This is a genomic window from Pseudomonas sp. E6002 (assembly GCF_013385565.1).
Classification (GTDB): Bacteria; Pseudomonadota; Gammaproteobacteria; order Pseudomonadales; family Pseudomonadaceae; genus Aquipseudomonas.
In genome coordinates this window covers 1-25,754 of the sequence record NZ_JACAPT010000039.1, presented here as the reverse complement: position 1 = coordinate 25,754, position 25,754 = coordinate 1, and the positions used below count along the sequence as shown (strand labels likewise).

The following is a 25,754-nucleotide window of genomic DNA, read 5'->3' as shown; positions in this document are numbered from 1 at the left end:
AACCATAAGTAGCCGTTACCTAAAAAACGGATATACACACAACAGCCACGTAAAGATTCCGTATAGATTCAACCCCAGCCGTAACGTTTAAGTCGTCTCTATTGAGCAACTAATCCCCCCTCCACTACTGTGACCTCCACCCCAATAACCCCCGCAGGAAGTCATCGTGGAAAGTTCAACGTTAGGCATGATCGTCCTCTCAATGATCGCCCTGTTCGGCGCCGCCGCGTTTTGCTTCGAACAACTCGCCACCCGCGAATCAAAGAAAAAGAAAGCCAAATAAGCTGATCATCAAAAGCAGCAAAACCCCAGTGCTTCAAGGGATACCCCGCCCCCGGGTTATCCCTTTTTTCCGTTCGCCCACCCCACCGTCCTCTATACACCGTCTTAATACCCAAACCCGCAATCAGTGCCCGAACTTGATACCCAACCTCTTAACCTCCCCGCGTCCGCAATCGCGGCTTATTAATCAGGGGAGTTCCACCGTGCTCACACTCAAGTTCATCTATATCGCCAGCGGCCTATGCGCCGTCGGGCTGTTCGCTTATCTGGGCTACGCCCTCATTCGCGCCGAAAAGTTCTAGGGAGCCCCACCATGTACGACATGATTTTTGTAGGCCTCTCCCTGGTGTTTTTCGCCGCGACAACCATGGCCATTGTCGCCATGGGCAAGATTTGAACGGAGCCTCGACATGCTAAGCACTTTGCTGGAATTTGCGCTGGTCCTGGGGTTGATGACCGGGCTCGCCGTGCTGATGGGCAAGTGGCTGACCCGGGTGTTTACCGGAACCCGCCACGCCCTGCCGGAACGTTATACCTATCGCCTGCTGGGCATCGACCCGCTGGAAACCATGAGCTGGGCCCGCTACGGTTCGGCCCTGTTGCTGTCGAACGCCGCGATGATGCTGCTCGGCTATCTCATCCTGCGGTTACAGGCCGTCATGCCGATCAACCCACTCGGGCTGGCCGCACAAACCCCGGACCTGGCGTTCAATACCGCCGCTTCCTTTATCACCAACACCAACTGGCAGGCGTACTCGGGCGAAACCAGCCTGTCGAACTTCAGCCAGATGGCAGTAATCACCTTCCTGATGTTCGTCGGCGCCACCTCGGGCGTGGTCGCCGCAGCCGGTTTTATCCGTGGCCTGAGTCGCTCAAGCTCGGCGGATATCGGCAACTTCTGGGTCGACTTCACTCGCACCCTGTACCGCGTGATGCTGCCGCTGTGCGTGGGCATGGCCCTGGTGTATGTGTGGCAAGGCATGCCGCAGACCTTTTCCTCCCAAGCCCTGGCCACCACCCTGGAAGGCGCGCAGCAACAACTGATTGTCGGCGCCGTGGCGAGCTTTGAATCGATCAAGCATATCGGCACCAACGGCGGCGGCTTCTTCAGCATGAACGCCGCGCACCCGTTCGAAAACCCGACCCCGCTGACCAACGCCCTGCACATCCTCAGCATGTTGCTGATCCCGTCGGCGCTGACCTACACCTTCGGCAGCATGCTGCTCCAACGCCGTCAGGGCTGGGTGTTTTTCGGCACCTTCCTGGTGATGTTCTTAGGCTTTCTCGCGCTGGTGTACGGCGCCGAGCAAAACGGCAACCCGCTGCTGACCCAGGCCGGTGCCAACCAGACGCTGTCCATCGAGCAAAGCGGCGGCAATATGGAAGGCAAGGAGCTGCGTTTCGGCATCGCCGACAGCAGCCTGTTTATCGCCACCACCACCGCGGCCACCACCGGTTCGGTCAACGCGATGCATGACTCATTGACCCCCATGGGCGGCTTCGTGCCCCTGGCGCAGATGATGCTCAACTGCGTGTTCGGCGGCGACGGTGTGGGCTTTATCAACCTGATCCAGTACGCGCTGCTGACGGTGTTCCTGGTGGGCATGATGATCGGCCGCAGCCCGGAATTCCTCGGCAAGAAGATCGAGGCTCGGGAGATAAAACTGGTGATGCTCTCGGTGCTCGCGCACCCCATCAGCATCCTCGGTTTCACCGCCCTCGCCGCCCTGTGGCCCGACACCATGGCCAGCCTGAATAACCTCGGCCCCCACGGTTTCAGCGAGGTGCTCTACGCCTACACCTCGGGCACCGCCAACAACGGTTCGGCGTTCGCCGGGCTGAACGCCAACACGCCGTTCTTCAACACCACCATTGGCCTGGCGATGCTGGTCGGGCGCTTCTTCACCATGCTGCCGATGCTCGCCGTGGCCGGTTCCCTGGCGATGAAAAAGACCGTGCCTGCCGGCGCCGGCACCATCCCCACCGCAACCCCGCTGTTCATGGTGCTGGTGGTGTTTGTGGTGCTGGTGGTGGGCGGCCTGACTTTCCTGCCGGCGCTCGCGCTCGGCCCGCTGGTGGAGCAACTGCAGTTGCTGTCCGGCCAGACGTACAACTAAGGACACGTTGATGACGACTCAATCGATATTCAAAGGGCTGTTGCGCCCGGTGCTGGTTTCGGCAGTGTTTTTCATGGCGCTGACCGGCCTCGCCTACCCGGTCTTCACCACCTTTGCCGCGCAGTTGCTGTTCCCGTTCCAGGCCCAGGGCTCGCTGATTGAACGCGACGGATTGGTGATCGGCTCGACGTTGATCGGCCAGGACTTTACCAGGCCCGGCTACTTCCACGGCCGCCCGAGCATGACCCTCGGTACCGACCCGCAAGACCCGAGCAAAAGTGTCTCCCAGCCGTACAACGCCGGTTCCAGCGGCGCCAGCAACCTGGGCCCTACCAGCCAGAAACTGGTGGACCAGGTCGCAGCCCGGGTTAAAGCCTACCGCCAGGACAACGGCCTCGCCGCCGAGGCCCATGTGCCGGTGGATGCGGTCACCGCTTCCGCCTCCGGCCTGGACCCGCATATCTCCGTGGCCAACGCACGCATCCAGCTGGCCCGGGTCGCCCGCCTGCGACAGATCCCCGAAGCCGAACTGCTGCAACTGGTGAACGAAAACACCGCTGCCCGCACCCTGGGTTTGCTCGGCGAACCACGAGTCAATGTGCTGCAACTCAACCTCGCGCTGGACGCCCGTCTGCCTCTGCGCCAGCCCCCCATTGCGGCCAGTGAGTAAGAGATTCCCCCATGATCAAGAATGCTCGTTTACCTCTGTTTGATCGCGCCATCGTGCTCACCGCCTGCGGGGATGCGTTCAAGAAACTGCTGCCCCAGGCGCAGTGGAAAAACCCGGTGATGTTCGTCGTGTACCTGGGCAGCCTCCTCACCACGCTGCTGTGGTTCCAGTCCTTGGGTGGCCAGGGTGAAGCGCCCAGCGGCTTTATCCTCAGCATCTGTTTGTGGCTGTGGTTTACCGTGCTGTTCGCCAACTTTGCCGAGGCCCTGGCCGAAGGCCGCAGCCGTGCCCAGGCCGCCAGCCTGCGCGGGATGAAGCGCCAGACCCTGGCCAAGTTGCTGCAACAACCCAAACACGGCGCCGCGTGGCTGCCGACCGAAGCCACGCTGTTGCGCAAAGACCAGGTGGTGTTGATCGAAGCCGGCGACCTGGTGCCGCTGGACGGCGTGGTGATCGAAGGCGTGGCCTCGGTGGACGAAAGCGCAATCACCGGCGAATCGGCACCGGTGATTCGCGAGGCCGGCGGCGACTTTTCCTCGGTCACCGGCGGCACGCGGGTGCTGTCGGACTGGCTGGTGGTGCGCATCAGCGTCAACCCGGGCGAGTCGTTCCTCGACCGCATGATCTCGATGGTCGAATCCGCCAAGCGTCAGAAAACGCCCAACGAAGTCGCCCTGACAATTTTGCTGGTGGGCCTGACCCTGTTGTTCCTGCTGGTGATCGCCACGCTGAGCCCGTACTCGATCTTCGCCGTGGCCATGAGCGGCAGCGGCAGCGTGATCAGCGCCACGGTGCTGGTGGCGTTGCTGGTGTGCCTGATTCCCACCACCATCGGCGGCCTGCTCTCGGCCATCGGCGTGGCGGGCATGAGCCGCATGATGTCGGCGAATGTGATCGCCACTTCCGGCCGCGCCGTTGAGGCGGCGGGTGACATCGACGTGTTGCTGTTGGACAAGACCGGCACCATCACGTTGGGCAATCGCCAGGCCAGCAGTTTCCTGCCGGCACCGGGGGTCAAGGAAGCTGAACTGGCCGACGCGGCGCAACTGGCGTCCCTGGCCGACGAAACCCCGGAAGGCCGCAGCATCGTGGTGCTGGCCAAGCAGAAGTTCGACATCCGCGCGCGGGACATCAACGCCCTCGGCGCAAGCTTTGTGCACTTCACCGCACAGACCCGCATGAGCGGCGTCGACCTGCCCGAAGGCCGCGGTATTCGCAAGGGTGCAGCGGATGCGATTCGCAGTCATATCGAAGCACTCGGCGGGAGCTTTCCGGCTGCATTGCAGGCCAAGGTCGACGAAGTATCCCGACGCGGCAGCACTCCGCTGGTGGTCTCGGACGGGGCCAAAGCACTCGGCGTGGTGGAGCTCAAGGACGTGGTCAAGGGCGGCATCAAAGAGCGCTTCGCAGAACTGCGGCGCATGGGCATCAAGACGGTGATGATCACCGGCGACAACCGCCTGACCGCCGCCGCGATTGCGGTGGAAGCCGGCGTGGATGACTTCCTCGCCGAGGCGCGCCCGGAAGACAAACTGCAACTGATCCGCGACTACCAGGCCCAGGGCAAGCTTGTGGCCATGACCGGCGACGGCACCAACGACGCCCCGGCGCTGGCCCAGGCCGACGTGGCGGTGGCGATGAACAGCGGCACCCAGGCAGCGAAAGAGGCCGGCAACATGGTCGACCTCGACAGCAACCCGACCAAGCTGATCGAAGTGGTCGAGGTGGGCAAGCAGATGCTGATGACCCGTGGCGCACTGACCACCTTCAGCGTGGCGAATGACGTGGCGAAATATTTCGCGATCATCCCGGCGGCGTTTGTCGCGACCTATCCGCAACTCGGTGCGTTGAACGTGATGCACCTGAGCAGTCCCAACTCGGCGATCCTCAGTGCGGTAATTTTCAACGCGTTGATCATCGTGGCGCTGATTCCCTTGGCCCTGCGCGGAGTGACCTACCGGGCGATTGGCGCGGCGGCATTGCTCAATCGCAACCTGCTGATCTATGGCCTGGGCGGGGTGCTGGTGCCGTTTGCCGGGATCAAGCTGATTGACATGGTACTGACCGGGCTGGGTCTCGTGTAGCACCGCAAACCCAATGTGGGAGCGGGCTTGCTCGCGAATACGGAGTGTCAGCCAACTCGTCTGTCACTGACACACCGCTTTCGCGAGCAAGCCCGCTCCCACCATTGAACCGCATTGACCAGGAATGACATGCCCGCATTAAACGAAGAACGCCCCGACCCCGACGCCCTTCTCGCCCGGGTCCAGCAGGAAGAACAGGCCGCCTTGCGCGGCAAACTGCGTATCTACTTCGGCTCCAACGCCGGGGTGGGCAAGACCTGCGCCATGCTTGACGCGGCGCAACGGGAAGTCAGCCTGGGCCGCGACGTACTCGCCGGTGTGGTGGAAACCCACGGCCGCCAGGAAACCGCCAAGCTGCTCAACGGCCTCGAACAACTGCCCCGCGCCCACCGCCTGCATCACGATTTCACCCTCACCGAATTCGACCTCGACGCGGCCCTGCAACGCCATCCCGCCGTGCTGCTGGTGGATGAACTGGCCCACAGCAACGTGCCCGGCTCGCGCCACCCGAAACGCTGGCAAGACGTGGAAGAACTGCTCAGCGCCGGCATCGATGTGTGGACCACCCTCAACGTCCAGCACCTGGAAAGCCTTAACGATCTGGTGAGTGGGATCATTGGCATTCGCGTGCGGGAAACCGTACCGGACCACGTGTTCGACAATGCCCACGAAGTGGTCGTCGTGGACCTGCCGCCGGATGATCTGCTGCAACGCTTGAAGGACGGCAAGGTGTACCTGGGGCCCCAGGCCGAGCGCGCCTCGCGGCACTTTTTCCGCAAGGGCAACCTGCTCGCCCTGCGGGAACTGGCCCTGCGCCGCACGGCCGACCGGGTCGACACGCAGATGCGCGTGTACCGTCGCGAACAGTCGATCAAGACCCTGTGGCCCGCCCGCGAGCGGTTGCTGGTAGGCGTGGCCGGTGACGCCGGTGATGAGCGCCTGGTGCGAGAAGCCGCGCGCCTGGCGCAAAAGCTCGAGGCGGACTGGATCGTGGTGCACGTCGCGGCAGCTCAGGGCCGCGGCGCCAAGCGTTATCTCACAGCAATGAAAACCCTGGCCCTGGCCAGCGAATTCGGCGCCGACACCGCTACGCTACCGGGCATGGACGTCGCCGAAGCACTGGCCGCCTGTGCCCGGGAACACAACGCCAATCGCCTGGTGCTCGGCCATCATCCGCGCCGGGCATGGCGGTTCTGGCATCAGTCGGTGAGCGACCGGATCAGCCGGCACCATCCGCAGATCGACCAGATCGTGATCGCCCATGGCGTACTGCCGGGCACTGTTCCTGCCATTGAAAAACCTACGCCAGCGCCCGGCAGAACCCTGGCCTACCTCTGGTCCACACTCGCCTGTTTCACCGCCAGCGCCATCGCCGCGCTGCTGCTGCAAGTGTTCGACCTGGCCAACGTGGTGATGCTGTTCCTGCTCACGGTGGTGCTGGTGGCCCTGCGGTTTGGACGCGGCCCCGGCGTGTGGGCAGCGATGCTCGCGGTGCTGTGTTTCGACTTCTTTTTCGTCCAGCCGCGCTACTCGTTTACCGTCAACGACACCCAGTATTTCTTCACCTTCGCGCTGATGCTCGGCATCGCCCTGATCACCGGGCAACTCACCGCGCGCCTGCGCCACGAAGCGCGCACCGCCGCCGCTCGAGAACGCCGCGCCACGTCCCTGGCGCGTCTGGCCCGGGACCTGTCGGCCGCGTTGACCGTGGAGCAGATCAGCGAAGTGGCGCTGCGCACTTTCAGCGGCGTGTTCGAGGCGCGGGTCGGCCTGGCCTTGCCGGACGCCGCCGACGGCGTGCACAGCGTGGGCGCGGGCGGGCTGCCGATCGACGACAGCATCGCCCAATGGACCTACGACCACGGCCAGTCCGCCGGCCAGGGCACCGACACCTTGTCCGCCGCCAAGGGCTGCTACCTGCCGCTCAAGGCGCCGATGCGCGTGCGCGGTGTGCTGGTGCTGGAACTGGCGCAAAGCGAACGCCTCAACGAGCCCGAAGAGCGCCGCCTGCTGGAAGCCTGCATGAGCCAATTGGCGATTGCCCTGGAGCGCGTGCACTTCGTCGAAGTGGCGCAAAGCACGATGGTGCAGATGGAAGGCGAGAAAATGCGCAACACCTTGCTCGCGGCGATTACCCACGACCTGCGCACGCCCTTGACCACCCTGATCGGCGCCGCCGACACCGCCCTGCCCCATGCGCCGCCGGGGCCGCTGACCGCGTTGCTGCACGGTATTCATGAGCAAGCGACCTCGATGCAACGCTTGATCGAAAACCTGCTGGACATGGCCCGCATGCAGGAGCGCGGTGTGCGACTCAACCGGCAATGGCATCTGCTGGAAGAAATTGTCGGCAGCGCCCTGCGCCAATTACGCGAACCACTGGCCCGGCATGTGGTGAACACGACGCTGGACCCGCAATTACCGCTGGTGGAAGTCGACGCGCTGCTGATCGAACGGGTGCTGGTCAACCTGCTGGACAACGCCGCCAAATACACCCCGCCTGGCACGGTCATCACCGTTACCGCCCGTTCCGTTTCCGACAGCATCCTGCTGGAAGTCAGCGACACCGGCCCGGGCAGCGCGCCGGCCAATCTGTTCGAACCGTTTGCCCGTGGCCAGCAGGAATCCTCGGTCGCCGGAATCGGCCTGGGCCTGGCCCTGGCCAAGCGCATCGTCGAAGCCCACGGCGGGCGCATCGAAGCCAGACCCGGCAGCGAGCGCGGCATGCATTTCGTCATCACTTTACCGGCGGGTACTCCGCCCCCAATGGACGCCCTATGAGCACTGCACGCATTCTGATTGTTGAAGACGAGGCCAACATCCGCCGTTTTGTCGGCATCGCCCTGCAGGATGAGGGCTTCCAGGTGTTCGAGGCCGACAGCGTCAAACGCGCGTTGATCCACGCTTCCAGCCGTCAGCCGGACCTGGTGATCGTCGACCTCGGCCTGCCGGACGGCGACGGCAAACAGCTGATCAGCGAGCTGCGGGGATGGCTGGCGGTGCCGATCCTGGTGTTGTCGGCGCGGGATCGCGAAGAGGAAAAAGTCGCCGCCCTGGACGCCGGCGCCGATGACTACCTGACCAAACCCTTCGGCGTACCCGAGTTGCTCGCGCGCATCCGTGCGCAACTGCGCCGTCATGGGCAGACCGGCACCGTGGCGGCCACCAGCAAGGTGGCGTTTGGCGATATCGAGGTGGACCTGGCGACCCATGAAGTGTGGCGCCAAGGCCTGCCGGTGCACCTGACGCCCATCGAATACCGCCTGCTGTGCGCGATGATTCGCGGGCAGAGCCGGGTGCTCACCCACCGGCAATTATTGCTCGAGGTGTGGGGCCTGGACTACGTGGACCGCGCCCACTACCTGCGGGTGCACATGGCGCACCTGCGGCAGAAGCTGGAGGCGGACCCGGCCCAGCCGCAGTACTTCATCACCGAGTTGCAGGTGGGCTACCGGTTGGTAGGCTTGTGAACAAGTGTGCGGCGGCGAAGTCGACAAACACGCGAATTTTCGGCGAGAGGTGCCGGCTGGATGGCCACAGCGCCCAGAACTGCCCCTGGTCATCGGAATGGCCGTCGAGCACGGTTTCCAGCTGGCCCTGGGCGAGTGCTTCGCGGGCCAGGAAGTCTGGCACGTAGGCAATCCCATGGCCGTCCATCGCGGCCCGGAGCATGGCCTCCATGTTGTTCAGGGTCAGCGCGGTGGGCAGGCGCAACTGGGTAATGGCCGGGTTGGCGGACAAGGTCCAGTCCATGATTTTGCCGGTGGTGGCGAAGCGGTAACGCAAGCACGGGTGATGCTCCAAATCGCTCAGGGACTCTGGCCGACCGTTGGCCCGCAGGTACTCGGGTGATGCGCACAGCACAAACCTGAACGGTCCCAGTTTGCGGGCCATCAGGGTCGAGTCCGCCAGGCCACCGCTGCGGATGACCACGTCGAAGCCCTCCTCGATCACGTCCACCAGATGGTCGTTGAAATCCAGCTCCAGCTCGATCTCGGGGTAGGCTTTGCGGAACGCCCTCATGTGCGGAAAGAGAAAGCGATAACCGATGGTGGGCAGGCTGACCCGCAGTTTGCCCCGGGGTGCCTGCATCGCATGGGAAAGCATGGCGCGGGCGTCTTGCAGGTCGTCGAGAATTTTCCGACTGCGCTCGTAGAACAATTGGCCTTCGGCGGTGAGGCTGACCTTACGCGTACTGCGGTGCAACAGCCGCACATTCAGTGACGCCTCAAGCTTGGCGACATTCTTGCCCACCGCCGAAGCGGAAATCCCCATCGCCCGGGCCGCGCCGGTGAAGCTCAGGGCTTCCGCGGTTTTCACGAAGGCGATCACGCCGCTCAAGTTATCGGTCACGTCATTGCATCCATCAAGTCCGTTATGAAAGGAATGTAAGCCCGTTTATCCGTGATTGCATCCTGATTAGAGTCTTTTAATCTTCAAACTCGCGGGAATGCCCCTATGACCACTACAACCGAATCTGCGCCCGCCCATGGCCGATATTCCATCCTGGCGGCCATTTGCCTGGCCGCCTTGGTATTGCCCATGAGCTTTACCGGCGGCGCCGTCGCCACGCCCTTTATCGGCCAGGCATTTGCCGCCCAGCCCAGCCAACTGGCGTGGATCACCAACGCGTTCATGCTGAGTTTCGGCAGCCTGTTGATGGCCGCCGGCACCCTCGCCGACCTCTATGGGAGAAAGCGTCTTTTCTTGTGGGGCATGGCGCTGTTTACCGTGGTCTCCTTGCTGCTGGCAGTGGCACCGGGGATTTTCTGGCTGGATGTGTTGCGTGGCGTGCAGGGCGTCGCGGCGGCTACGGCATTGGCCAGTGGCTGTGCGGCGCTGGCCCAGGAGTTTGACGGTCATGCCCGCACCCGCGCCTTCAGCTTGCTGGGCACCACATTCGGTGCAGGCCTGGCGTTTGGGCCATTGCTGTCGGGGGTGCTGATCGAGCACTGGGGCTGGCGCTCGATTTTTCTCGGCACTGCATTATTGGCCGGTATTTCGCTGCTGTTTGCCGCGCCCAAAATGCGTGAAAGCCGCGACCCGCAAGCGATGCGGCTGGACACCGCTGGTGTACTGACGTTTTCCGCAATGCTGGTAGCCCTGACCACGGCGGTGATCCTCGCGCCGGAGCACGGCTGGACGTCGCCGCTGGTTGATGCCCTGCTGATCGCGGCGGCGGTGTTTTTGCTGGTGTTTATCCTCGTCGAAAACCGCTCCAGCCAACCGATGCTGGAGCTGCGGCTGTTTCGCTTCCCGCGTTTTATTGGCGTGCAGCTCCTGCCGATCGGTACCTGTTACTGCTACATCGTGCTGATCGTGTTGCTGCCCCTGCGGTTTATCGGTGTGGAAGGCGCCAGCGCGCTGGACGCGGGTTTGATGATGCTCGCGTTATCGGCACCGATGCTGGTGGTGCCGATGATCGCCGCATCGCTGACCCGCTGGCTCTCAGCAGGACTGTTGTGTGCCATTGGCTTGCTGATCGCGGCGGTGGGCCTGTGGGGATTAAGCCTGGCCAACCAGCCTGCGCAGACCATCGCCGCAATGCTGGTCATCGGGATCGGCACCGGGCTGCCGTGGGGTTTGATGGATGGTTTGGCGATCAGCGTGGTGCCCAAGGAGCGCGCGGGAATGGCGGCGGGGATTTTCAACACCACCCGCGTGGCCAGTGAAGGCGTGGCGCTGGCGATCACGATGGCGGTATTGGGCGCATTGGTGGCACATCACCTGAAGGGTCTCGCAGGGGCCGACGTGTCAGTGATTGCCCAAGGCCTGGTCATGGGCAACGTGCAACTGGCCTCGGCCGCCCTTCCGCTGGAAGCACTGCGCAGCGCCTACATCGCGGGGTTCAACACCTTGCTGCAACTGCTCGCGGGATTCACCGTGCTGACGGCGTTGGTGGTCCTGGCCTTCATGGGGCGAAACAGCATTGCACCCGTGCAAACCGAACCGGGCATTCAGTCGTTGAGCTGAATCCCAGGCACAAAAAAGCCCGCTCAATGAGCGGGCTTCCTGTGGTACCTGGCGTTCAGCGTTCCAGGTGACCTGAATATGGCGCAGCGGACGGGACTCGAACCCGCGACCCCCGGCGTGACAGGCCGGTATTCTAACCGACTGAACTACCGCTGCGCGTAACACATAAAGCGAATGGTGGGTGATGACGGGATCGAACCGCCGACATTCTGCTTGTAAGGCAGACGCTCTCCCAGCTGAGCTAATCACCCTTCACTTTCGGTGTGGGGCGCATTCTATAGCATTTTTCCGTAATGTCATGATTTAAATGCAATTTATTTAAAATATTTTGTCTTCGACCCCGCGCACCCCGCAAAACCGGCGCTTTGGGTGCAAACGCGAGTCTATTGCGTTTGCCCAAGCCTTGGCCCCACAATTAACAATTATTCTCAATAACACCTGGGCCGGGCCTTATGTCTGTGGGTGAACCGCCGTTCCAACGGGAGATTACCGAGCTGTACAGCGAGCATCACGGCTGGCTGTTCACTTGGTTGCGCCGAAAACTGGGCTGTAGCCATAACGCCGCCGACGTGGCGCAGGACACCTTCGCGCGGATTCTGCACGCCCGCGAGTCGGTGACCGCCATCCGCGAACCCCGCGCCTATTTAAGTACCACCGCCAGGCGGCTGATCATCGACCAGGCACGGCGCAAGCAGATTGAGCACGCCTACCTTCAGGAATTGATGCTGACGGTGGAAACCCTGGAAGGTTTCCAGTCGCCCGAACAGATCCACACCACCCTGGAAGCCCTCGAGCACATCGCCTTCCTGCTGGAAGGCATGCACGACAATATGCGCCAGGCGTTTGTGCTGTATTACCTCGAAGACCTGACCCAGCAGCAAATCGCCCGCCACCTGAAATTGTCGGAGCGTACGGTACGCAAGTATTTGATCCAGGCCCTGCTGCATTGCAGCCACAGCGTGGATATCTGAACCGCACATGCCCGCCTCCCGCCAACAGATCGATGAACAAGCCGCCGAATGGATGATTCGCCTGCACGAAGGTGAATTGACCGAGGCCCAGCGCCAGGCGTTCGAGCGCTGGAAGCAGCAAGGCCCGCAACACGCCGCATCAGCAGCGCGCATGGAAGATGTGATTGCGCGGATGCAGGCCCTGCGCGGGCAAAAGGCACCGGCCCGGGCGGCCTTGAGTGCGGCCTTTCCCCGGCATGGGAAGGCGCGCAAAAACTACGTCCGCGCGTTGGTACTGGCCTGCAGCCTGGGCCTTCCCGCCATGGCGCTGCTCTACAGTCCTTATCCACAACAATGGATGGCCGATGTGCACAACGGTCCCGGCGAATGGAAAACCCTGCGGCTGGCGGACGGCTCGACGCTGACCCTGAACGGCATCAGTGCGGCGAATCTGCATTTCGACAGCCGGCAGCGCCGCATCGAATTGCTGCAAGGCGAGATCCTGGTGGAAGTGGCCCACGATGGCGAACGGCCATTTGTGGTGCAGACCGCCCAAGGCACCCTGCGCGCCCTGGGTACGCGATTTGTGGTCAGGCGCGAGGATGACGTTACGGTGCTGAGCATGCTCGAATCCCGCGTTGCCGCCCAAAGCGCGAATGGCCAGCAGACGCTGGAAGTGGACGCCGGCTCACAGGCGCGGGTCAGCAAGGATGCGGTGCGGCTCTCGGGCAGCGTCGATACGGCGAGCATCAATGGGGCCTGGCGCCGCCATCAACTGGTGGTGGATAACCGACCGTTGCCGGAAGTGCTGGATGAGATCGCCCGTCACCGTTCGGGCCGCTTGCAGTTTGATCGCGCCGCACTGGCCAGTCTCAAGGTCTCGGCCGTACTTCCCCTGGATGACACCGACCGCACCTTGCAGATGCTGGCTCAAACCCTGCCGATCACGCTGAAAACCTTTACGCCGTGGCTGATGATCGTCAGCCCGGATACCGAGAGCAAAAAATAATTATCCAAATTGTTTCCGCTTTGTTTAAAGCTACCCGTCAAGGAAGGTATATCGATAACTAAAGGACTGCCATCGTCATGCCGCTCCCTTCCAAACCCCGCAGACGCCTGCTGAGCAGCGCGCCGCTGACCCTCACACTGCTCGCGACGACGCTGCTCAATACCCATCTGGCCCAGGCCGATACGGTAAACGTCGCGGCCCAAGCCTACGACATACCTGCAGGGCCGCTGGGCGCCACACTTAACCAGTTCGCCCAGCAAGCGGGCGTGGCTATCGTGTTCCAGTCCCAGAACCTGCAGGGGCTGAATGGGCCGGGGCTGAAAGGCACTTATAGCGTGGACGCAGGGTTCGACAGGCTGTTACAGGGCAGCGGCTACCGCGTGATCAAAGGTGATCAGGTGTACGCGCTCGAAGCTGACCCTGCCGCCACCGACGCCATGGAACTAGGCCCGACCCAGGTCAGCTCCAACCAGTTGGGCAACGTTACTGAAGGGACTGATTCCTACACTCCAGGCAGCATCGCGACTGCGACGCGGCTGGTGCTGACCCCCAAGGAAACCCCGCAATCGGTGACCGTCGTCACCCGCAAACACATGGATGACTTCGGCCTGAACAACGTCGACGACGTGATGCGCCACACCCCGGGCATCACCGTGTCGGCCTTCGACACCGACCGCACCAACTACTACGCCCGCGGTTTCTCCATCAATAACTTCCAGTACGACGGCATTCCTTCCACCGCGCGCAACGTCGCCTATTCGGCGGGCAATACCCTGAGCGACATGGCGATCTATGATCGGGTCGAAGTGCTTAAAGGCGCCACCGGCCTGCTCACGGGTGCCGGCTCATTGGGTGCCACGATCAACCTGGTGCGCAAGAAACCCACGGCTGACTTCCAGGGCCATGCCAGCCTCGGCGCGGGCTCTTGGGACAACTACCGCAGCGAACTGGACGTCAGCGGCCCGATGACCGAAAGCGGCAACGTCCGTGGCCGGGCCGTCGCGGCGTATCAGGACAAGCGCTCGTTCATGGACCGTTACTCGCGCAAAAGCCCGGTGTACTACGGCATCATGGAATTCGACCTGTCCCCCGACACGATGCTGACCGTGGGCGGCGACTATCAGGACAGCCTGCCCACCGCCTCGAGCTGGTCCGGCAGTTTTCCGCTGATCAACGCCAATGGCGATCGCAATAGCGTAAAGCGCTCGTTCAACAACGCGGCCAACTGGAGCAGTTGGGAGCAATACACCCGTACCGCCTTCGCCATGCTTGAACATGACCTCGGCAACGGCTGGGTGACCAAACTGCAACTGGACCACAAGATCAACGGCTACCATGCACTGATGGCTTCGATTCAGGGTGACGAGCCCCGTGCAGACGGCACCGCACATGTCACTTCGCAAAAATACACCGGGGAAACCGTCAGCGACTCCGCCGACCTGTACGCAAGCGGCCCCTTCAGCCTGGGCGGCCGTGAGCATGAACTGGTGGTGGGCGGCTCCATCGGCATTTCGGACTGGAACGGCAAGGGCTACTGGAACCTCGCCCCCAACCTCGTCGACTTCAATAACTGGCACGGCCACGCCCCCCAACCTTACTGGGGCGCGCCGCAGCAATACATCGACGACACCATTCGCCAGACCGGCGCCTACATGACCACACGCCTGAACCTGGCCGATGACCTGAAGCTGCTGCTCGGTGGCCGCGTGGTCAATTACCACCTGACCGGCAATAACCCGTCCTACCGCGAGACCGGACGCTTCGTACCGTATGTCGGCGTGGTGTATGACCTGGATGAAACCTACTCGGTCTACGCCAGCTACACCGATATCTTCATGCCCCAGGAGAACTACAACCGCGACCGGCAAAACCAGTTGCTTGAGCCGGACGAAGGCCAAAACTACGAGCTGGGCATGAAGGCTGATTTCTTCGACGGACGCCTGAACGCCAGCGCAGCGTACTTCGAGGTCCATGAAAACAACCGCGCCGTTTCCGACGACGACTACAACAACCTGAAACCTACACCGCAGAACTATGCCTACAAAGGCACCAAGGCCGTCACCAAGGGCTACGAGCTTGAAGTGTCCGGCGAGTTGAGCCCGGGCTGGCAGATTCAGGCCGGCTACACCCACAAGGTGGTGCGTGACGACCAGGACCAGAAGATTTCCACGTTCGAGCCCGAAGACCAGGTCAAGCTGTACACCACTTATAAGCTCAAAGGCGACCTGGACAAGCTGACCATCGGCGGTGGCGTGCGCTGGCAAAGCGTGGGCTGGCAGGACATCTACAACACCCCCCATGGCGGTTATGAAGAGTTCTCCCAGGAGGCGTACTGGCTGGTGGACTTGATGACCCGTTACCAGATCACCAAGAGCGTGTCGGCGACCCTGAACGTCAACAACATCTTCGACAAGTCCTACTACACCAACATCGGCTTCTATAACTCCGCCGCTTATGGTGAGCCGCGCAACTTTATGGTCACCACCCGCTGGGATTTCTGAACCCAATCAAAAACGCCCCCGATCACGGTACATGATCGGGGGCGTTTTTCTGACTGATGGTTTTAGCAAACCCCAGACGGCAAAAAGCCCGCTCAATGAGCGGGCTTCCTGTGGTACCTGGCGTTCAGCGTTCCAGGTGACCGAATATGGCGCAGCGGACGGGACTCGAACCCGCGACCCCCGGCGTGACAGGCCGGTATTCTAACCGACTGAACTACCGCTGCGCGTAACACATAAAGCGAATGGTGGGTGATGACGGGATCGAACCGCCGACATTCTGCTTGTAAGGCAGACGCTCTCCCAGCTGAGCTAATCACCCTTCACTTTCGGTGTGGCGCGCATTCTACGGAGCGCCCCATAGTCTGGCAAGCACTTTCTTAAATAATTTTTTTCAGGCCTTCCAATGGCTTAGCGAGGGTTGGCCTATGACGCCATGAGGAGAATAATGCCCCCCTTTGTATATAAGGAGAGACTCACCCCATGTGGTTCAAAAACCTGCTTATCTATCGCCTGACCCAAGATCTGCCTGTTGATGCCGAGGCGTTGGAAACTGCACTGGCCACCAAACTGGCGCGCCCTTGTGCAAGCCAGGAATTGACCACTTACGGTTTCGTCGCCCCTTTCGGTAAAGGCGAAGACGCGCCCCTGGTACACGTCAGCGGTGATTTCCTGCTGATCGCTGCGCGCAAGGAAGAACGTATCCTGCCGGGTAGCGTGGTGCGTGATGCGGTGAAGGAAAAGGTCGAAGAGATCGAAGCCGAGCAAATGCGCAAGGTCTACAAAAAGGAACGCGACCAGATCAAGGATGAAATCATCCAGGCCTTCCTGCCGCGCGCGTTCATCCGTCGCTCGTCGACCTTCGCCGCCATCGCGCCGAAACAAGGCCTGATCCTGGTGAACTCCGCCAGCCCGAAACGTGCCGAAGACCTGCTGTCCACCCTGCGTGAAGTGATCGGCACCCTGCCGGTACGTCCGCTGACCGTGAAAACCGCGCCAACCGCCATCATGACCGACTGGGTCACCACCCAGAAACCGGCCGATGACTTCTTCGTCCTCGACGAATGCGAACTGCGCGACACCCACGAAGACGGCGGCATCGTGCGCTGCAAACGCCAGGACCTGACCGGCGAAGAGATCCAACTGCACCTGACCACCGGCAAAGTCGTGACCCAGTTGTCCCTGGCCTGGCAGGACAAGCTGTCCTTCATGCTGGACGACAAAATGACCGTCAAGCGCCTGAAGTTCGAAGACCTGCTGCAGGATCAGGCTGAACAGGACGGCGGCGACGAAGCACTGGGCCAGCAGGACGCCAGCTTTACCCTGATGATGCTGACGTTTGGCGACTTCCTGCCGGCGTTGGTTGAGGCACTGGGTGGCGAAGAAACCCCACAAGGTATCTAAAGCCTTGTGAAGATCAAAATGTGGGAGCGGGCTTGCTCGCGAATGCGTCCTTTCAGTTGATATCTTCCTGGCTGACACACCGCATTCGCGAGCAAGCCCGCTCCCACATTTGATCGCATGCGCACTTCCAAAATCGAATAACAAGGACCAACCCCATGCGTGCACTCGCCGCCTTGAGCCGTTTCGTCGGCAATACCTTCGCCTACTGGGTGCTGATTTTTGCCGTGGTTGCGTTCCTGCAACCCGCCTGGTTTCTCGGCCTCAAAGGCGCCATCGTGCCGCTGTTGGGCCTGGTAATGTTCGGCATGGGGCTGACCCTCAAACTTGAAGATTTCGCTGAAGTCGCGCGCCATCCGTGGCGCGTGGCATTGGGTGTGGTCGCGCATTTCGTGATCATGCCCGGCGTGGCCTGGCTGCTGTGCCAGGTCTTTCACCTGCCACCGGAAATTGCCGTCGGTGTGATCCTCGTCGGCTGCTGCCCGAGCGGCACGTCGTCCAACGTCATGACCTGGCTGGCCCGAGGCGACCTGGCCCTGTCGGTGGCCATTGCAGCCGTCACCACCCTCCTCGCTCCGCTGCTGACGCCCGCGCTGATCTGGCTGCTGGCCTCGGCCTGGTTGCCGGTGTCGTTCATGGAGTTGTTCTGGTCGATCCTGCAAGTGGTACTGCTGCCGATCGTGTTGGGCGTGGTGGCGCAGCGCTTGCTGGGCGCCCGGGTACGGCATGCGGTCGAGGTGTTGCCGCTGGTGTCGGTGGTCAGCATCGTGGCGATCGTCGCCGCCGTGGTGGCGGCCAGCCAGGCGAAGATTGCCGAGTCGGGCCTGCTGATCATGGCGGTGGTGATCCTGCATAACACCTTTGGCTTCCTGCTGGGCTATTTCACCGGCCGTGTGTTCGGGCTGCCGCTGGCACAACGCAAATCCCTGTCGCTGGAAGTGGGCATGCAGAACTCCGGCTTGGGCGCCGCACTGGCAAGTGCGCATTTCTCGCCGCTGGCGGCGGTGCCGAGTGCGCTGTTCAGCGTCTGGCACAATATTTCCGGGGCACTCCTGGCTACGTACTTCCGGCGAATGAGCGAAAAGGAAGACCGCGAATTGTTGGCGGGCAAGTCCGAAACTTGATCACCTGATCAATATTCGGCACTCTAACGGGCTTCGCGGGGACGACCTCGCGACGCAATCAAGCGCTTAATCCGGGGACGACCCCACCTAAGAAGGGAGGTCATCATGTCCTGGATCATTCTGTTTTTTGCCGGACTGTTTGAAGTCGGCTGGGCCGTCGGACTGAAATACACCGACGGTTTCAGCAAGCCACTGCCCACGGCCCTGACGATTGCCGCCATGGCCGTCAGCCTCGGGTTGCTGGGGTTGGCCATGAAGGAATTGCCGTTGGGCACCGCCTATGCCATCTGGACCGGCGTCGGTGCAGTGGGCACGGTGATTGCCGGGATTATCCTGTTCGGGGAGTCCATGGCGCTGTTTCGACTGGCCAGTGTGGCGTTGATTATCTGTGGGCTGATCGGGCTCAAGATCAGCGCCTGAGCCACTCACCGGCAATAAAAACAAGGTGGACTTAATAGTCCACCGAGTACGGCACGCTATTTACTACTCTGTGATGCATCAGACGTCATAGTAGCGTTCACGCGGTTCTTTCCCCCATTCCTTGTAAAGTGCATTTTCGTTATACGGCTCCGGGTTTGTACTGGTAGGGGGCGTTGAGGGGTCATTATCAAAATCATAAGGTTCACCGTCCGTTGGTAACCCAACGGCTTGCCGCTCCAAATTTGGCTCACGAGTTGGCCTGCGGGGATCGCTAGTTTCTGGCGGTACTTCAGTTTCTCCGGGCAAGAACTTACCGTCGACACCGTCGTACGCATGGGCGAACTCATGGAACAGGGTTGAGACGCCTGGACGCTCGTACTTGTCCATAATGAACGAAGGGTTGTAGGAGACTGTTGCATCATCAGCCGGCATACCTGGCGTGTTATTAGTGATGAATCCGTGTTGCGAATCTTGAGGTGGGTGCTCATTGAGTGGTTGTAAGTCCTTACGTCCGTACTTATAAAAGATACCCTCCGACTCTGGCACCTTCTCTATTTTTATCGGCGCGGGAGTCTTGTCTAACGCCCCAAGCATTTTTTGCCCTACTGGAGAACCCCGAAAAAACTCTAGATCATCTTCAACGCGCTGCTTGAACTCACCATCCCCTTTAACCTCAAACGCTTTTTTACCAACGTCAGACGGCGTCACCTCAACGAACTTAGAGTTCCCCGTGCGTTTTATAGTGTCGTCTTTCTTGCCGTAAACAATATCCTTATCAGATACTGAATTAACCGTATCCTGCCCCTTGCCGGTATAAATTGTATTCTGACCAGCACCACCATCTACAACATCATTTCCCTTCCCGCCATTCATGACGTTCTTCCCACCGCCCCCACGCAGCGAATCATTGCCGCTGCCACCGTCCATGTAAGTGCCACCACCTGCTCCCCGCAACTTGTCGTTGCCGTTACCCCCATACATGACGCTATATGCCGAGCCTCCGGTGATCGTGTCATCCCCATCGTTGCCCTCGGCATACCCAACACCGCTGCCCAATTGAATGGTGTCATTACCAACACCGCCGTAGACATTGGTCCTGCCGCCTCCAGCGTTGAATCGATCGTTGCCGGCTCCCAGCTTGACGCTGACGGGCACTTTTACGTCGTCGTCAATAGTGACATTGTCGTCTCCGCCGTTGCTTTGGATCTCAAGATGCTGCTGACCATTACTCTTGGTATCGAAAGGAATGTCGTAGGTCTTGCCATTAATCTCGGCAGTCAATCCTCCATCAGCCGAATTTTTAATATGAATTTTGTCCGCGCTGTCACCCGTCTTAATCGTTAACGCCTGGTCTTTTGGCGGGGAGAAAAAACCACGCCCGCCGCCCCTAACACTTAAATCTATCTGGACCCCACCTTCATTGAATGGCATATTCGGGATGATCTTTATCGGCGCAGAAGGCTCGCCCTGTTTATCCTGTAACTTATCGGGGGGTGCTGTAGAAAGAGTATGTAAAGGCGGTTGTAAAGCGGGAGGGTTAGTACTCACTTGCATGTTCATCGAAAATCATCCTTAGGGTTAGACAACTACGATGACTGCGTGGCAATTAGAAAGAAATGGTTCCGCAGGATGAGTGATTTATTACCCAAAACTACAAACTGCAAGCGTTGTCCCACATCAAAGTCAGTCCCTGCCCAGGCCCTTCAGCGCAGAAGGTCCTGAGCACCAGAACTTGACTACTTGAGATCACCCCTCAACGTGCCAACCAGACCATGCAACGCCTCGGGCGTCGCCGCCTCCACCGTCACCGGCGCGCCGGCCACCAGGGTCACCCGTGACCAGATCCGGTGGAAGAAGCCCTTGTTCGGATCGCGACTGAAAAAACTCCCCCACAACCCCTGCAACGCCATCGGAATCACCGGCACCGGCGTCTCTCCAAGAATCCGCGTCACGCCGCTTCGAAACTCGTTCATCTCGCCATCGGAGGTCAATTTTCCTTCCGGGAAGATGCACACCAGCTCGCCGTCCTTAAGGTAGTGGGCAATCCGCTGGAAGGCCTTTTCGTAGATCTGGATGTCCTCATGCCGCCCGGCAATCGGAATCGCCCCGGCAGTACGGAAGATAAAGTTCAAAACCGGCAGGTTGTAGATCTTGTAGTACATGACAAAACGAATCGGCCGACGCACCGAACCAGCAATCAACAGCGCATCGACAAACGACACGTGATTGCACACCAGCAATGCCGCGCCCTCGTCCGGGATCAGCTCGAGGTTCTTGTGCTCGACGCGGTACATGGAATGGCTGAGCAGCCAGATCATGAAACGCATGGTGAACTCGGGCACGATCTTGAAGATGTAGGTGTTGACCGCGATGTTCAGCAGCGACACCACCAGGAACAACTCGGGAATCGACAGCTTGGCCACGCTCAACAGCAGGATCGAGACGATCGCCGAGACCACCATGAACAGCGCATTGAGAATGTTGTTGGCCGCGATCACCCGCGCCCGCTCGTTCTCGGCGGTACGCGACTGGATCAACGCGTACAGCGGCACGATATAGAAGCCGCCGAATACGCCAAGGCCGAGGATATCGAACAACACCCACCACGCCTGGCCGTAACTCAGCACGGCGATCCAGTCGTTGGCCTGGACGTTCTGCGGGAAGCCGCCGGAATGCCACCACAGCAGCAGGCCGAAAACGGTCAAACCGAACGAGCCGAACGGCACCAGGCCGATCTCGACTTTGCGCCCGGAGAGCTTTTCGCACAGCATCGAACCCAGTGCGATGCCCACCGAGAACACCGTGAGGATCAGCGTGACCACAGTCTCGTCGCCGTACATCCATTCCTTGGCGTAGGCCGGGATTTGCGTCAGGTAGATCGCGCCGACAAACCAGAACCACGAGTTGCCGACAATCGAGCGCGACACCGCCGGTGTCTGCCCCAGGCCGAGCTTCAAGGTGGCCCAGGACTGACTGAAGATATTCCAGTTCAGGCGCATCTCGGGGCTGGACGCCGCCGCGCGCGGAATGCTGCGGCTGGCCAGGTAGCCCAGCACCGCAATGCCGACGATGGCCGTCGAGACCACCGGCGCGTAATGGGTGGACGACATCATGATCCCGGCGCCAATGGTGCCCGCGAGGATCGCGAGGAACGTGCCCATTTCCACCAGGCCATTGCCGCCCACCAGCTCATCTTCGTGCAGGGCCTGGGGCATGATCGAGTACTTCACCGGCCCGAACAGCGCCGAGTGCGTGCCCATGGCAAACAGCGCCAGCAGCATCAGCTCCAGGTGGTTGAACATGAAACCCACCGCGCCCACGGACATGATCACGATTTCGCCGATCTTGATCACCCGGATCAGCGCGTCCTTGTTGAACTTCTCGCCAAATTGCCCGGCCAGGGCCGAGAACAGGAAGAACGGCAGGATAAACAGCAACGCGCAGAGATTGACCCAGATCGAGCGGTCGCCCTCGATGGTCAGCTTGTAGAGAATCGCCAGGATCAACGACTGCTTGAATATATTGTCGTTGAACGCACCAAGGGACTGGGTAATGAAGAACGGCAGGAAACGCCGTTTGCGCAGCAAAGTGAATTGCGAGGGGTGGCTCATCGTCCGTGTTCCTGCGTGGCCTGAAGGCTGTTATTGGTTTTTCCAGGCCACGACTTTACCTAATCCTGCTTACTTATTCGCTAGTCCTGCAATGCACGGCGATACAAAAAGCTCGCCTTTATAGGCGCCCTGCACCGTGCGCTTGGCGACAATCAGCCACATCAGCGCCAGCGCCGCCACCAACACGCAACCAACGATGCTGAAAAAACCCAGGTGCAAGGTGCTCGCCAGTTTCAGCGTGGCCAGCGAGTACACGCCCAACGGGAAGGTGAAGCCCCACCAGCCAAGGTTGAACGGGATACCGGCCCGCAGGTAACGCAGGGTGATCAGCACCGCGATCAGCATCCACCACAAGCCGAAGCCCCACAGGGTGATGCCTGCGACCAGGCCGATGCCGTTGGCCATCTCACCGACGCCGGGCAGACCGTTGGCGGCAAAGATGGCAGGTGCATCACCGCCCAGTACCAGCATGCCCAGGGCACCGGTGCCGATGGGACCTAGAGCCAGCCAGCTCGACGCGGCCATATTGGCGTGTGGCAGTTTATGCAGGGCCATGCGCAGCATCAGGATGGTCAGGATGCTGAACGCCACCGGCAGGGAAAACGCCCACAGCACGTAGCTGGTCACCAGCATCACCAGTTGCGAATGGGCGTCGGCCAGGTGCGGCGCCAGCAGGCCACCGCTGGCGGCGGCGACTTCCGCGGCCACCACCGGCAACAGCCACACGGCAGTCATCTGGTCGATGCTGTGTTCCTGGCGGGTGAACATCATGAACGGGATCAGCACCCCGCAGGCCAGGGCCATCGCGACGTCGAGCCACCACAGCACCTCGGCCAGTTGCACCACGCCATCCCCCCAGCGCGGCACGCCGAACAGCAGGAAGCCGTTGATAATGGTCGCCAGGCCCATGGGGATGGTGCCGAAGAACATCGACACCGTGGAGTGCCCGAAAATGCGCCGGGCCTCGTGGAAAAACATCACCCAGCGCGCCGCATACAGCACGCTGAACAGCACAAACAGGCCAATGGTAAACAGCCACAGCCCTTCGGCCACGGCGTGCAGCCCCGCCAGGTTGACCGGCAATTGCGCCAGCGCCAACGCCAACACCCCGGTGCCCATGGTGGCGGCAAACCAGTTGGGGGTGAACTGGCGAATCACTTCCCGAGGACGGGTCAGGTGACTGAAGGGTTTCAAGCTGCTGTGAAGCGTATTCGGGCAAGTCATGGTGTATTCCTCTTCCTCGCATGAGGTTGAGACCATGGTAGAACCGAATCGAATATCTATATAACGGGTAATATCTCTAACTGTTATCTGTTTCGTAGATATACCATTAAATGCTGCCTTCGGTTTCAATCACCAGAATCCGTGCGGGGCCCTGTGGATGGGCCACATGCTCGGTGCCGACACTGGCGTAGAAGATGTCGCCTACCTCAAGCAAGGCCATCTGTTCGCTGCCGTTTTCGCGATAGTGCATCTGCACCTGGCCATCAAGCACCACGAACACCTCTTCGCCGTCATTCACGTGCCAGCGATACGGCTGGTCGGTCCAATGCAAACGGGTGGTGATGCCGTTCATATTGGCGATGTCCAGCGCCTCCCAGGCGCGGCTGCCGGTGAATTCTTTGCTGCGGATGATCTTCATGGGTGAATCCCAAGGCGTAAGGGTGACGAATTATTACCGAATCAATTACCCGCCGTCGCCCTGCTCTTCGCCAAATCCTGCATTAGCAACGCCACCAACGCGCCGAGTGCCAATACGATCAGCACCACGCCATAACCGTCGGTGGTGGCGATCAAACCGAAGGTGCGCGTCAAGTTGCCCGCCAACAGCGACGGCACACAGAACGCCAGGTAACTCAGCACATAGAACGCCGACATCAAGCCCGCCCGCTCATGGGGCAAGGCCAACGGCAAAACACTGCGCAGCGCACCGAGGAATCCCGAGCCAAAACCACCGCCGGCGATCAGCGTGGCAATGAAGAATAGCGGCAGGCTGGCGCTGTGGACGGCCGTGAGGATCAGCGCAACACCCACCGCCAGCAGCACGGCGCCCAACCGCAGGACTTTGTCCGCCGGGCGGTTGCGCAGGCTGAAAATCATCACCGCACCGCTCAGCGTCAACACCGCCACCAGCCCGCCGCCGATCAGGTTCGAGGTGGACCCGGTCGCCGCCCGCACCAGCGAGGGCGCCAGGGACAGATAAAAACCGCCCATGGCCCATACGGCTACGTCTACCGGCAACGAGATCCACAAGGCGCGTCGGGCCTGGGGCGGTACATGCAAGGTGGGCCATAGCGAGGCCAGGGCCCCCGGAATCCGGCTGACTGTCTCCGGCAGGCGCCAGACGTACAATGCCTGCAGGATCATCAACCCGAGCAGGGTCCAGTAAATCAACGTGGTCGGCATCGGCGCGAACTCCACCAGCAGGCTGCAGCCCATGGCCCCGCAGGCCATGCCCAGCAAAGGCGCTACGCTGTTGATCAGCGGGCCTTGCTGGCGGTCGGTGTCGAGCAATGCGGCGCCCAGTACGGCGGTGGCCATGCCGGTGGCAAAGCCTTGTACCGTGCGGGCGGCAATCAGCCAGCCGACGCTGTCGGCATTGATAAACAGCAGCATCGCCAGCATATCGAGGAGCAGCGCGGCAAAAATTACCGGCTTGCGCCCCAGGTGGTCCGACAGTGAACCCACGGTCAGCAATGCAGCCAGCAGGCTCAAGGCGTAAATGCCAAATACCAGGGTCAACATCGCCGCCGAAAAGTGCAGGCCCTCTTGATAGAGGTGGTACAACGGGGTCGGCGCGCTGGAGGCGGCGAGAAACGTCAGCAAGGTGATCGCCAGAAACACCAGGCTGGAACGATGAGAAGTAACGCTGGACATGGGCACGCTCCGCTAAAGCTAATATTTTGCTTTTGCGGAGTGTGCTACCGGATGGCGCTTAAAGCAAATTCTTTGTGTTAAGGTTTTACGCATGGCGATAAAAGAAGGGCTCCGCCCGGGGGGCCGTAGTGCCCGGGTCCAGGAATCAGTGCATTCGGCGGTGCGTGAATTGCTCGAAGAGCAGGACCGTTCCAGCGTGACCGTGCCGCAGATAGCCACGCGCGCCGGAGTGACGCCTTCGACCATCTACCGGCGCTGGGGTGACTTGGCGGCGCTGCTGGCCGATGTTGCGATGGCCCGTCTGCGCCCGGACAGTGAGCCGGCTGATACCGGCAGCCTGCGCGGAGACCTGCGGGCCTGGGGTGAGCAATACCGTGATGAGATGAGCTCTGACCTTGGCCGCGAGATGATGCGTGATGTGCAATGCAGTCAGGCGCCGGGGTATTGCGTGGGGATTCTCACCGGGCAGTTGGAGACGATCCTGGATCGGTACACCGACGACGCCGGGACACTTCCCAGCGTGGATCGGCTGATCAATTTGATCGTTGCGCCAACCGTGTTTCGTAATCTGTTTTCTACCGCGCCGCTTGAGGTTGAAGAACTGCATGAGCTGATTGAGTTGGCTTTGCTGCCGTAAGGTGGTTTGTGGGTTTGGGTTTGGATTTGGGTGTATATCCGTTATTTGGGTTGTTGCTGATATGGGTTCCGCTCTTACAGCCGGCGTTTTTCAAGGTAGTT

Annotated in this window: 20 protein-coding genes and 4 tRNA genes; 14 read left to right on the top strand and 10 right to left on the bottom strand. The window is 60.9% G+C overall.

Annotation, left to right across the window (positions count from 1 at the left end; all coding sequences use genetic code 11):
- Positions 1-485 precede the first annotated feature (485 nt).
- From kdpF to HX815_RS27815, 6 genes are all read left to right on the top strand, one after another.
- Positions 486-584, top strand: coding sequence for a K(+)-transporting ATPase subunit F (gene kdpF / locus HX815_RS32030; protein WP_003219423.1), 99 nt, complete (start codon positions 486-488; stop codon positions 582-584).
- Between the two features lie 108 nt (positions 585-692).
- Positions 693-2,399, top strand: a complete 1,707-nt coding sequence (kdpA, locus tag HX815_RS27835; protein ID WP_177010104.1) for a potassium-transporting ATPase subunit KdpA — start codon at positions 693-695, stop codon at positions 2,397-2,399.
- Positions 2,400-2,409: 10 nt separating this feature from the next.
- Entirely contained in the window at positions 2,410-3,069 is a 660-nt protein-coding gene (kdpC, locus tag HX815_RS27830) for a K(+)-transporting ATPase subunit C (protein ID WP_177029251.1), read from the top strand.
- Positions 3,070-3,080: 11 nt separating this feature from the next.
- The gene (gene kdpB / locus HX815_RS27825; protein ID WP_177029250.1) at positions 3,081-5,153 is read left to right on the top strand and encodes a potassium-transporting ATPase subunit KdpB; all 2,073 of its coding nucleotides are present in this window, start codon (positions 3,081-3,083) and stop codon (positions 5,151-5,153) included.
- Between the two features lie 129 nt (positions 5,154-5,282).
- The gene (locus tag HX815_RS27820) at positions 5,283-7,934 is read left to right on the top strand and encodes a sensor histidine kinase KdpD (RefSeq protein WP_177029249.1); all 2,652 of its coding nucleotides are present in this window, start codon (positions 5,283-5,285) and stop codon (positions 7,932-7,934) included.
- A complete protein-coding gene (locus HX815_RS27815; RefSeq protein WP_003219430.1) occupies positions 7,931-8,623 on the top strand; it encodes a response regulator in 693 nt (230 codons plus the stop codon). The genes HX815_RS27820 and HX815_RS27815 overlap by 4 nt, the downstream gene beginning before the upstream one ends.
- Here the strand turns inward: HX815_RS27815 and HX815_RS27810 are convergent.
- Positions 8,583-9,506 (bottom strand): LysR family transcriptional regulator, encoded by a 924-nt coding sequence (locus HX815_RS27810; protein ID WP_177021162.1) that lies wholly within the window; start codon positions 9,504-9,506, stop codon positions 8,583-8,585. The genes HX815_RS27815 and HX815_RS27810 overlap by 41 nt on opposite strands.
- A 105-nt stretch (positions 9,507-9,611) precedes the next feature.
- Between HX815_RS27810 and HX815_RS27805 the strand changes: the two genes are divergently transcribed.
- The gene (locus tag HX815_RS27805; RefSeq protein WP_177029248.1) at positions 9,612-11,126 is read left to right on the top strand and encodes an MFS transporter; all 1,515 of its coding nucleotides are present in this window, start codon (positions 9,612-9,614) and stop codon (positions 11,124-11,126) included.
- Between the two features lie 79 nt (positions 11,127-11,205).
- Here the strand turns inward: HX815_RS27805 and HX815_RS27800 are convergent.
- Positions 11,206-11,282: transfer RNA gene (locus tag HX815_RS27800), tRNA-Asp, on the bottom strand.
- Between the two features lie 19 nt (positions 11,283-11,301).
- Positions 11,302-11,377 (bottom strand) — tRNA-Val (locus HX815_RS27795).
- 201 nt (positions 11,378-11,578) lie between these two features.
- Here HX815_RS27795 and HX815_RS27790 point away from each other — a divergent pair.
- The 3 genes from HX815_RS27790 (at position 11,579) to HX815_RS27780 (ending at position 15,586) form a co-directional block, all read left to right on the top strand.
- Complete coding sequence (locus HX815_RS27790) at positions 11,579-12,097, top strand: sigma-70 family RNA polymerase sigma factor (protein WP_177029247.1); 519 nt, start codon at positions 11,579-11,581, stop codon at positions 12,095-12,097.
- A 7-nt stretch (positions 12,098-12,104) separates the two neighbouring features.
- Complete coding sequence (locus HX815_RS27785; protein ID WP_177029246.1) at positions 12,105-13,085, top strand: FecR family protein; 981 nt, start codon at positions 12,105-12,107, stop codon at positions 13,083-13,085.
- A gap of 77 nt (positions 13,086-13,162) precedes the next feature.
- Complete coding sequence (locus tag HX815_RS27780) at positions 13,163-15,586, top strand: TonB-dependent siderophore receptor (RefSeq protein WP_177029245.1); 2,424 nt, start codon at positions 13,163-13,165, stop codon at positions 15,584-15,586.
- A gap of 147 nt (positions 15,587-15,733) precedes the next feature.
- Here the strand turns inward: HX815_RS27780 and HX815_RS27775 are convergent.
- A tRNA-Asp gene (locus HX815_RS27775) sits at positions 15,734-15,810 on the bottom strand.
- A 19-nt stretch (positions 15,811-15,829) separates the two neighbouring features.
- Positions 15,830-15,905 (bottom strand) — tRNA-Val (locus tag HX815_RS27770).
- A gap of 161 nt (positions 15,906-16,066) precedes the next feature.
- On the opposite strand from HX815_RS27770, the gene rdgC reads away from it, so the two are divergent.
- The 3 genes from rdgC to sugE all read left to right on the top strand — a co-directional run bounded on the left by rdgC (position 16,067) and on the right by sugE (position 18,528).
- Entirely contained in the window at positions 16,067-16,987 is a 921-nt protein-coding gene (rdgC, locus tag HX815_RS27765; RefSeq protein WP_008430455.1) for a recombination-associated protein RdgC, read from the top strand.
- A 155-nt stretch (positions 16,988-17,142) separates the two neighbouring features.
- Positions 17,143-18,108 carry a bile acid:sodium symporter family protein gene (locus tag HX815_RS27760; RefSeq protein WP_003212369.1) on the top strand — a complete coding sequence of 322 codons (966 nt, stop codon included), beginning with the start codon at positions 17,143-17,145 and terminating at the stop codon, positions 18,106-18,108.
- A 105-nt stretch (positions 18,109-18,213) separates the two neighbouring features.
- Positions 18,214-18,528 (top strand): quaternary ammonium compound efflux SMR transporter SugE, encoded by a 315-nt coding sequence (sugE, locus tag HX815_RS27755; protein WP_003190128.1) that lies wholly within the window; start codon positions 18,214-18,216, stop codon positions 18,526-18,528.
- 78 nt (positions 18,529-18,606) lie between these two features.
- On the opposite strand, the gene HX815_RS27750 is transcribed toward sugE, so the two are convergent.
- The 5 genes from HX815_RS27750 to HX815_RS27730 form a co-directional block, all read right to left on the bottom strand.
- Positions 18,607-20,088 (bottom strand): M91 family zinc metallopeptidase, encoded by a 1,482-nt coding sequence (locus tag HX815_RS27750; protein WP_177029244.1) that lies wholly within the window; start codon positions 20,086-20,088, stop codon positions 18,607-18,609.
- Positions 20,089-20,264: 176 nt separating this feature from the next.
- Positions 20,265-22,139 carry an MFS transporter gene (locus HX815_RS27745; RefSeq protein WP_177029243.1) on the bottom strand — a complete coding sequence of 625 codons (1,875 nt, stop codon included), beginning with the start codon at positions 22,137-22,139 and terminating at the stop codon, positions 20,265-20,267.
- A gap of 69 nt (positions 22,140-22,208) precedes the next feature.
- Positions 22,209-23,363 (bottom strand): TDT family transporter, encoded by a 1,155-nt coding sequence (locus tag HX815_RS27740; RefSeq protein ID WP_008430443.1) that lies wholly within the window; start codon positions 23,361-23,363, stop codon positions 22,209-22,211.
- 106 nt (positions 23,364-23,469) lie between these two features.
- Complete coding sequence (locus HX815_RS27735) at positions 23,470-23,781, bottom strand: cupin domain-containing protein (protein ID WP_177029242.1); 312 nt, start codon at positions 23,779-23,781, stop codon at positions 23,470-23,472.
- Positions 23,782-23,822: 41 nt separating this feature from the next.
- Entirely contained in the window at positions 23,823-25,016 is a 1,194-nt protein-coding gene (locus HX815_RS27730; RefSeq protein WP_003212382.1) for an MFS transporter, read from the bottom strand.
- Positions 25,017-25,107: 91 nt separating this feature from the next.
- On the opposite strand from HX815_RS27730, the gene HX815_RS27725 reads away from it, so the two are divergent.
- Positions 25,108-25,653, top strand: a complete 546-nt coding sequence (locus tag HX815_RS27725; protein WP_087695266.1) for a TetR/AcrR family transcriptional regulator — start codon at positions 25,108-25,110, stop codon at positions 25,651-25,653.
- Positions 25,654-25,754: the final 101 nt, after the last annotated feature.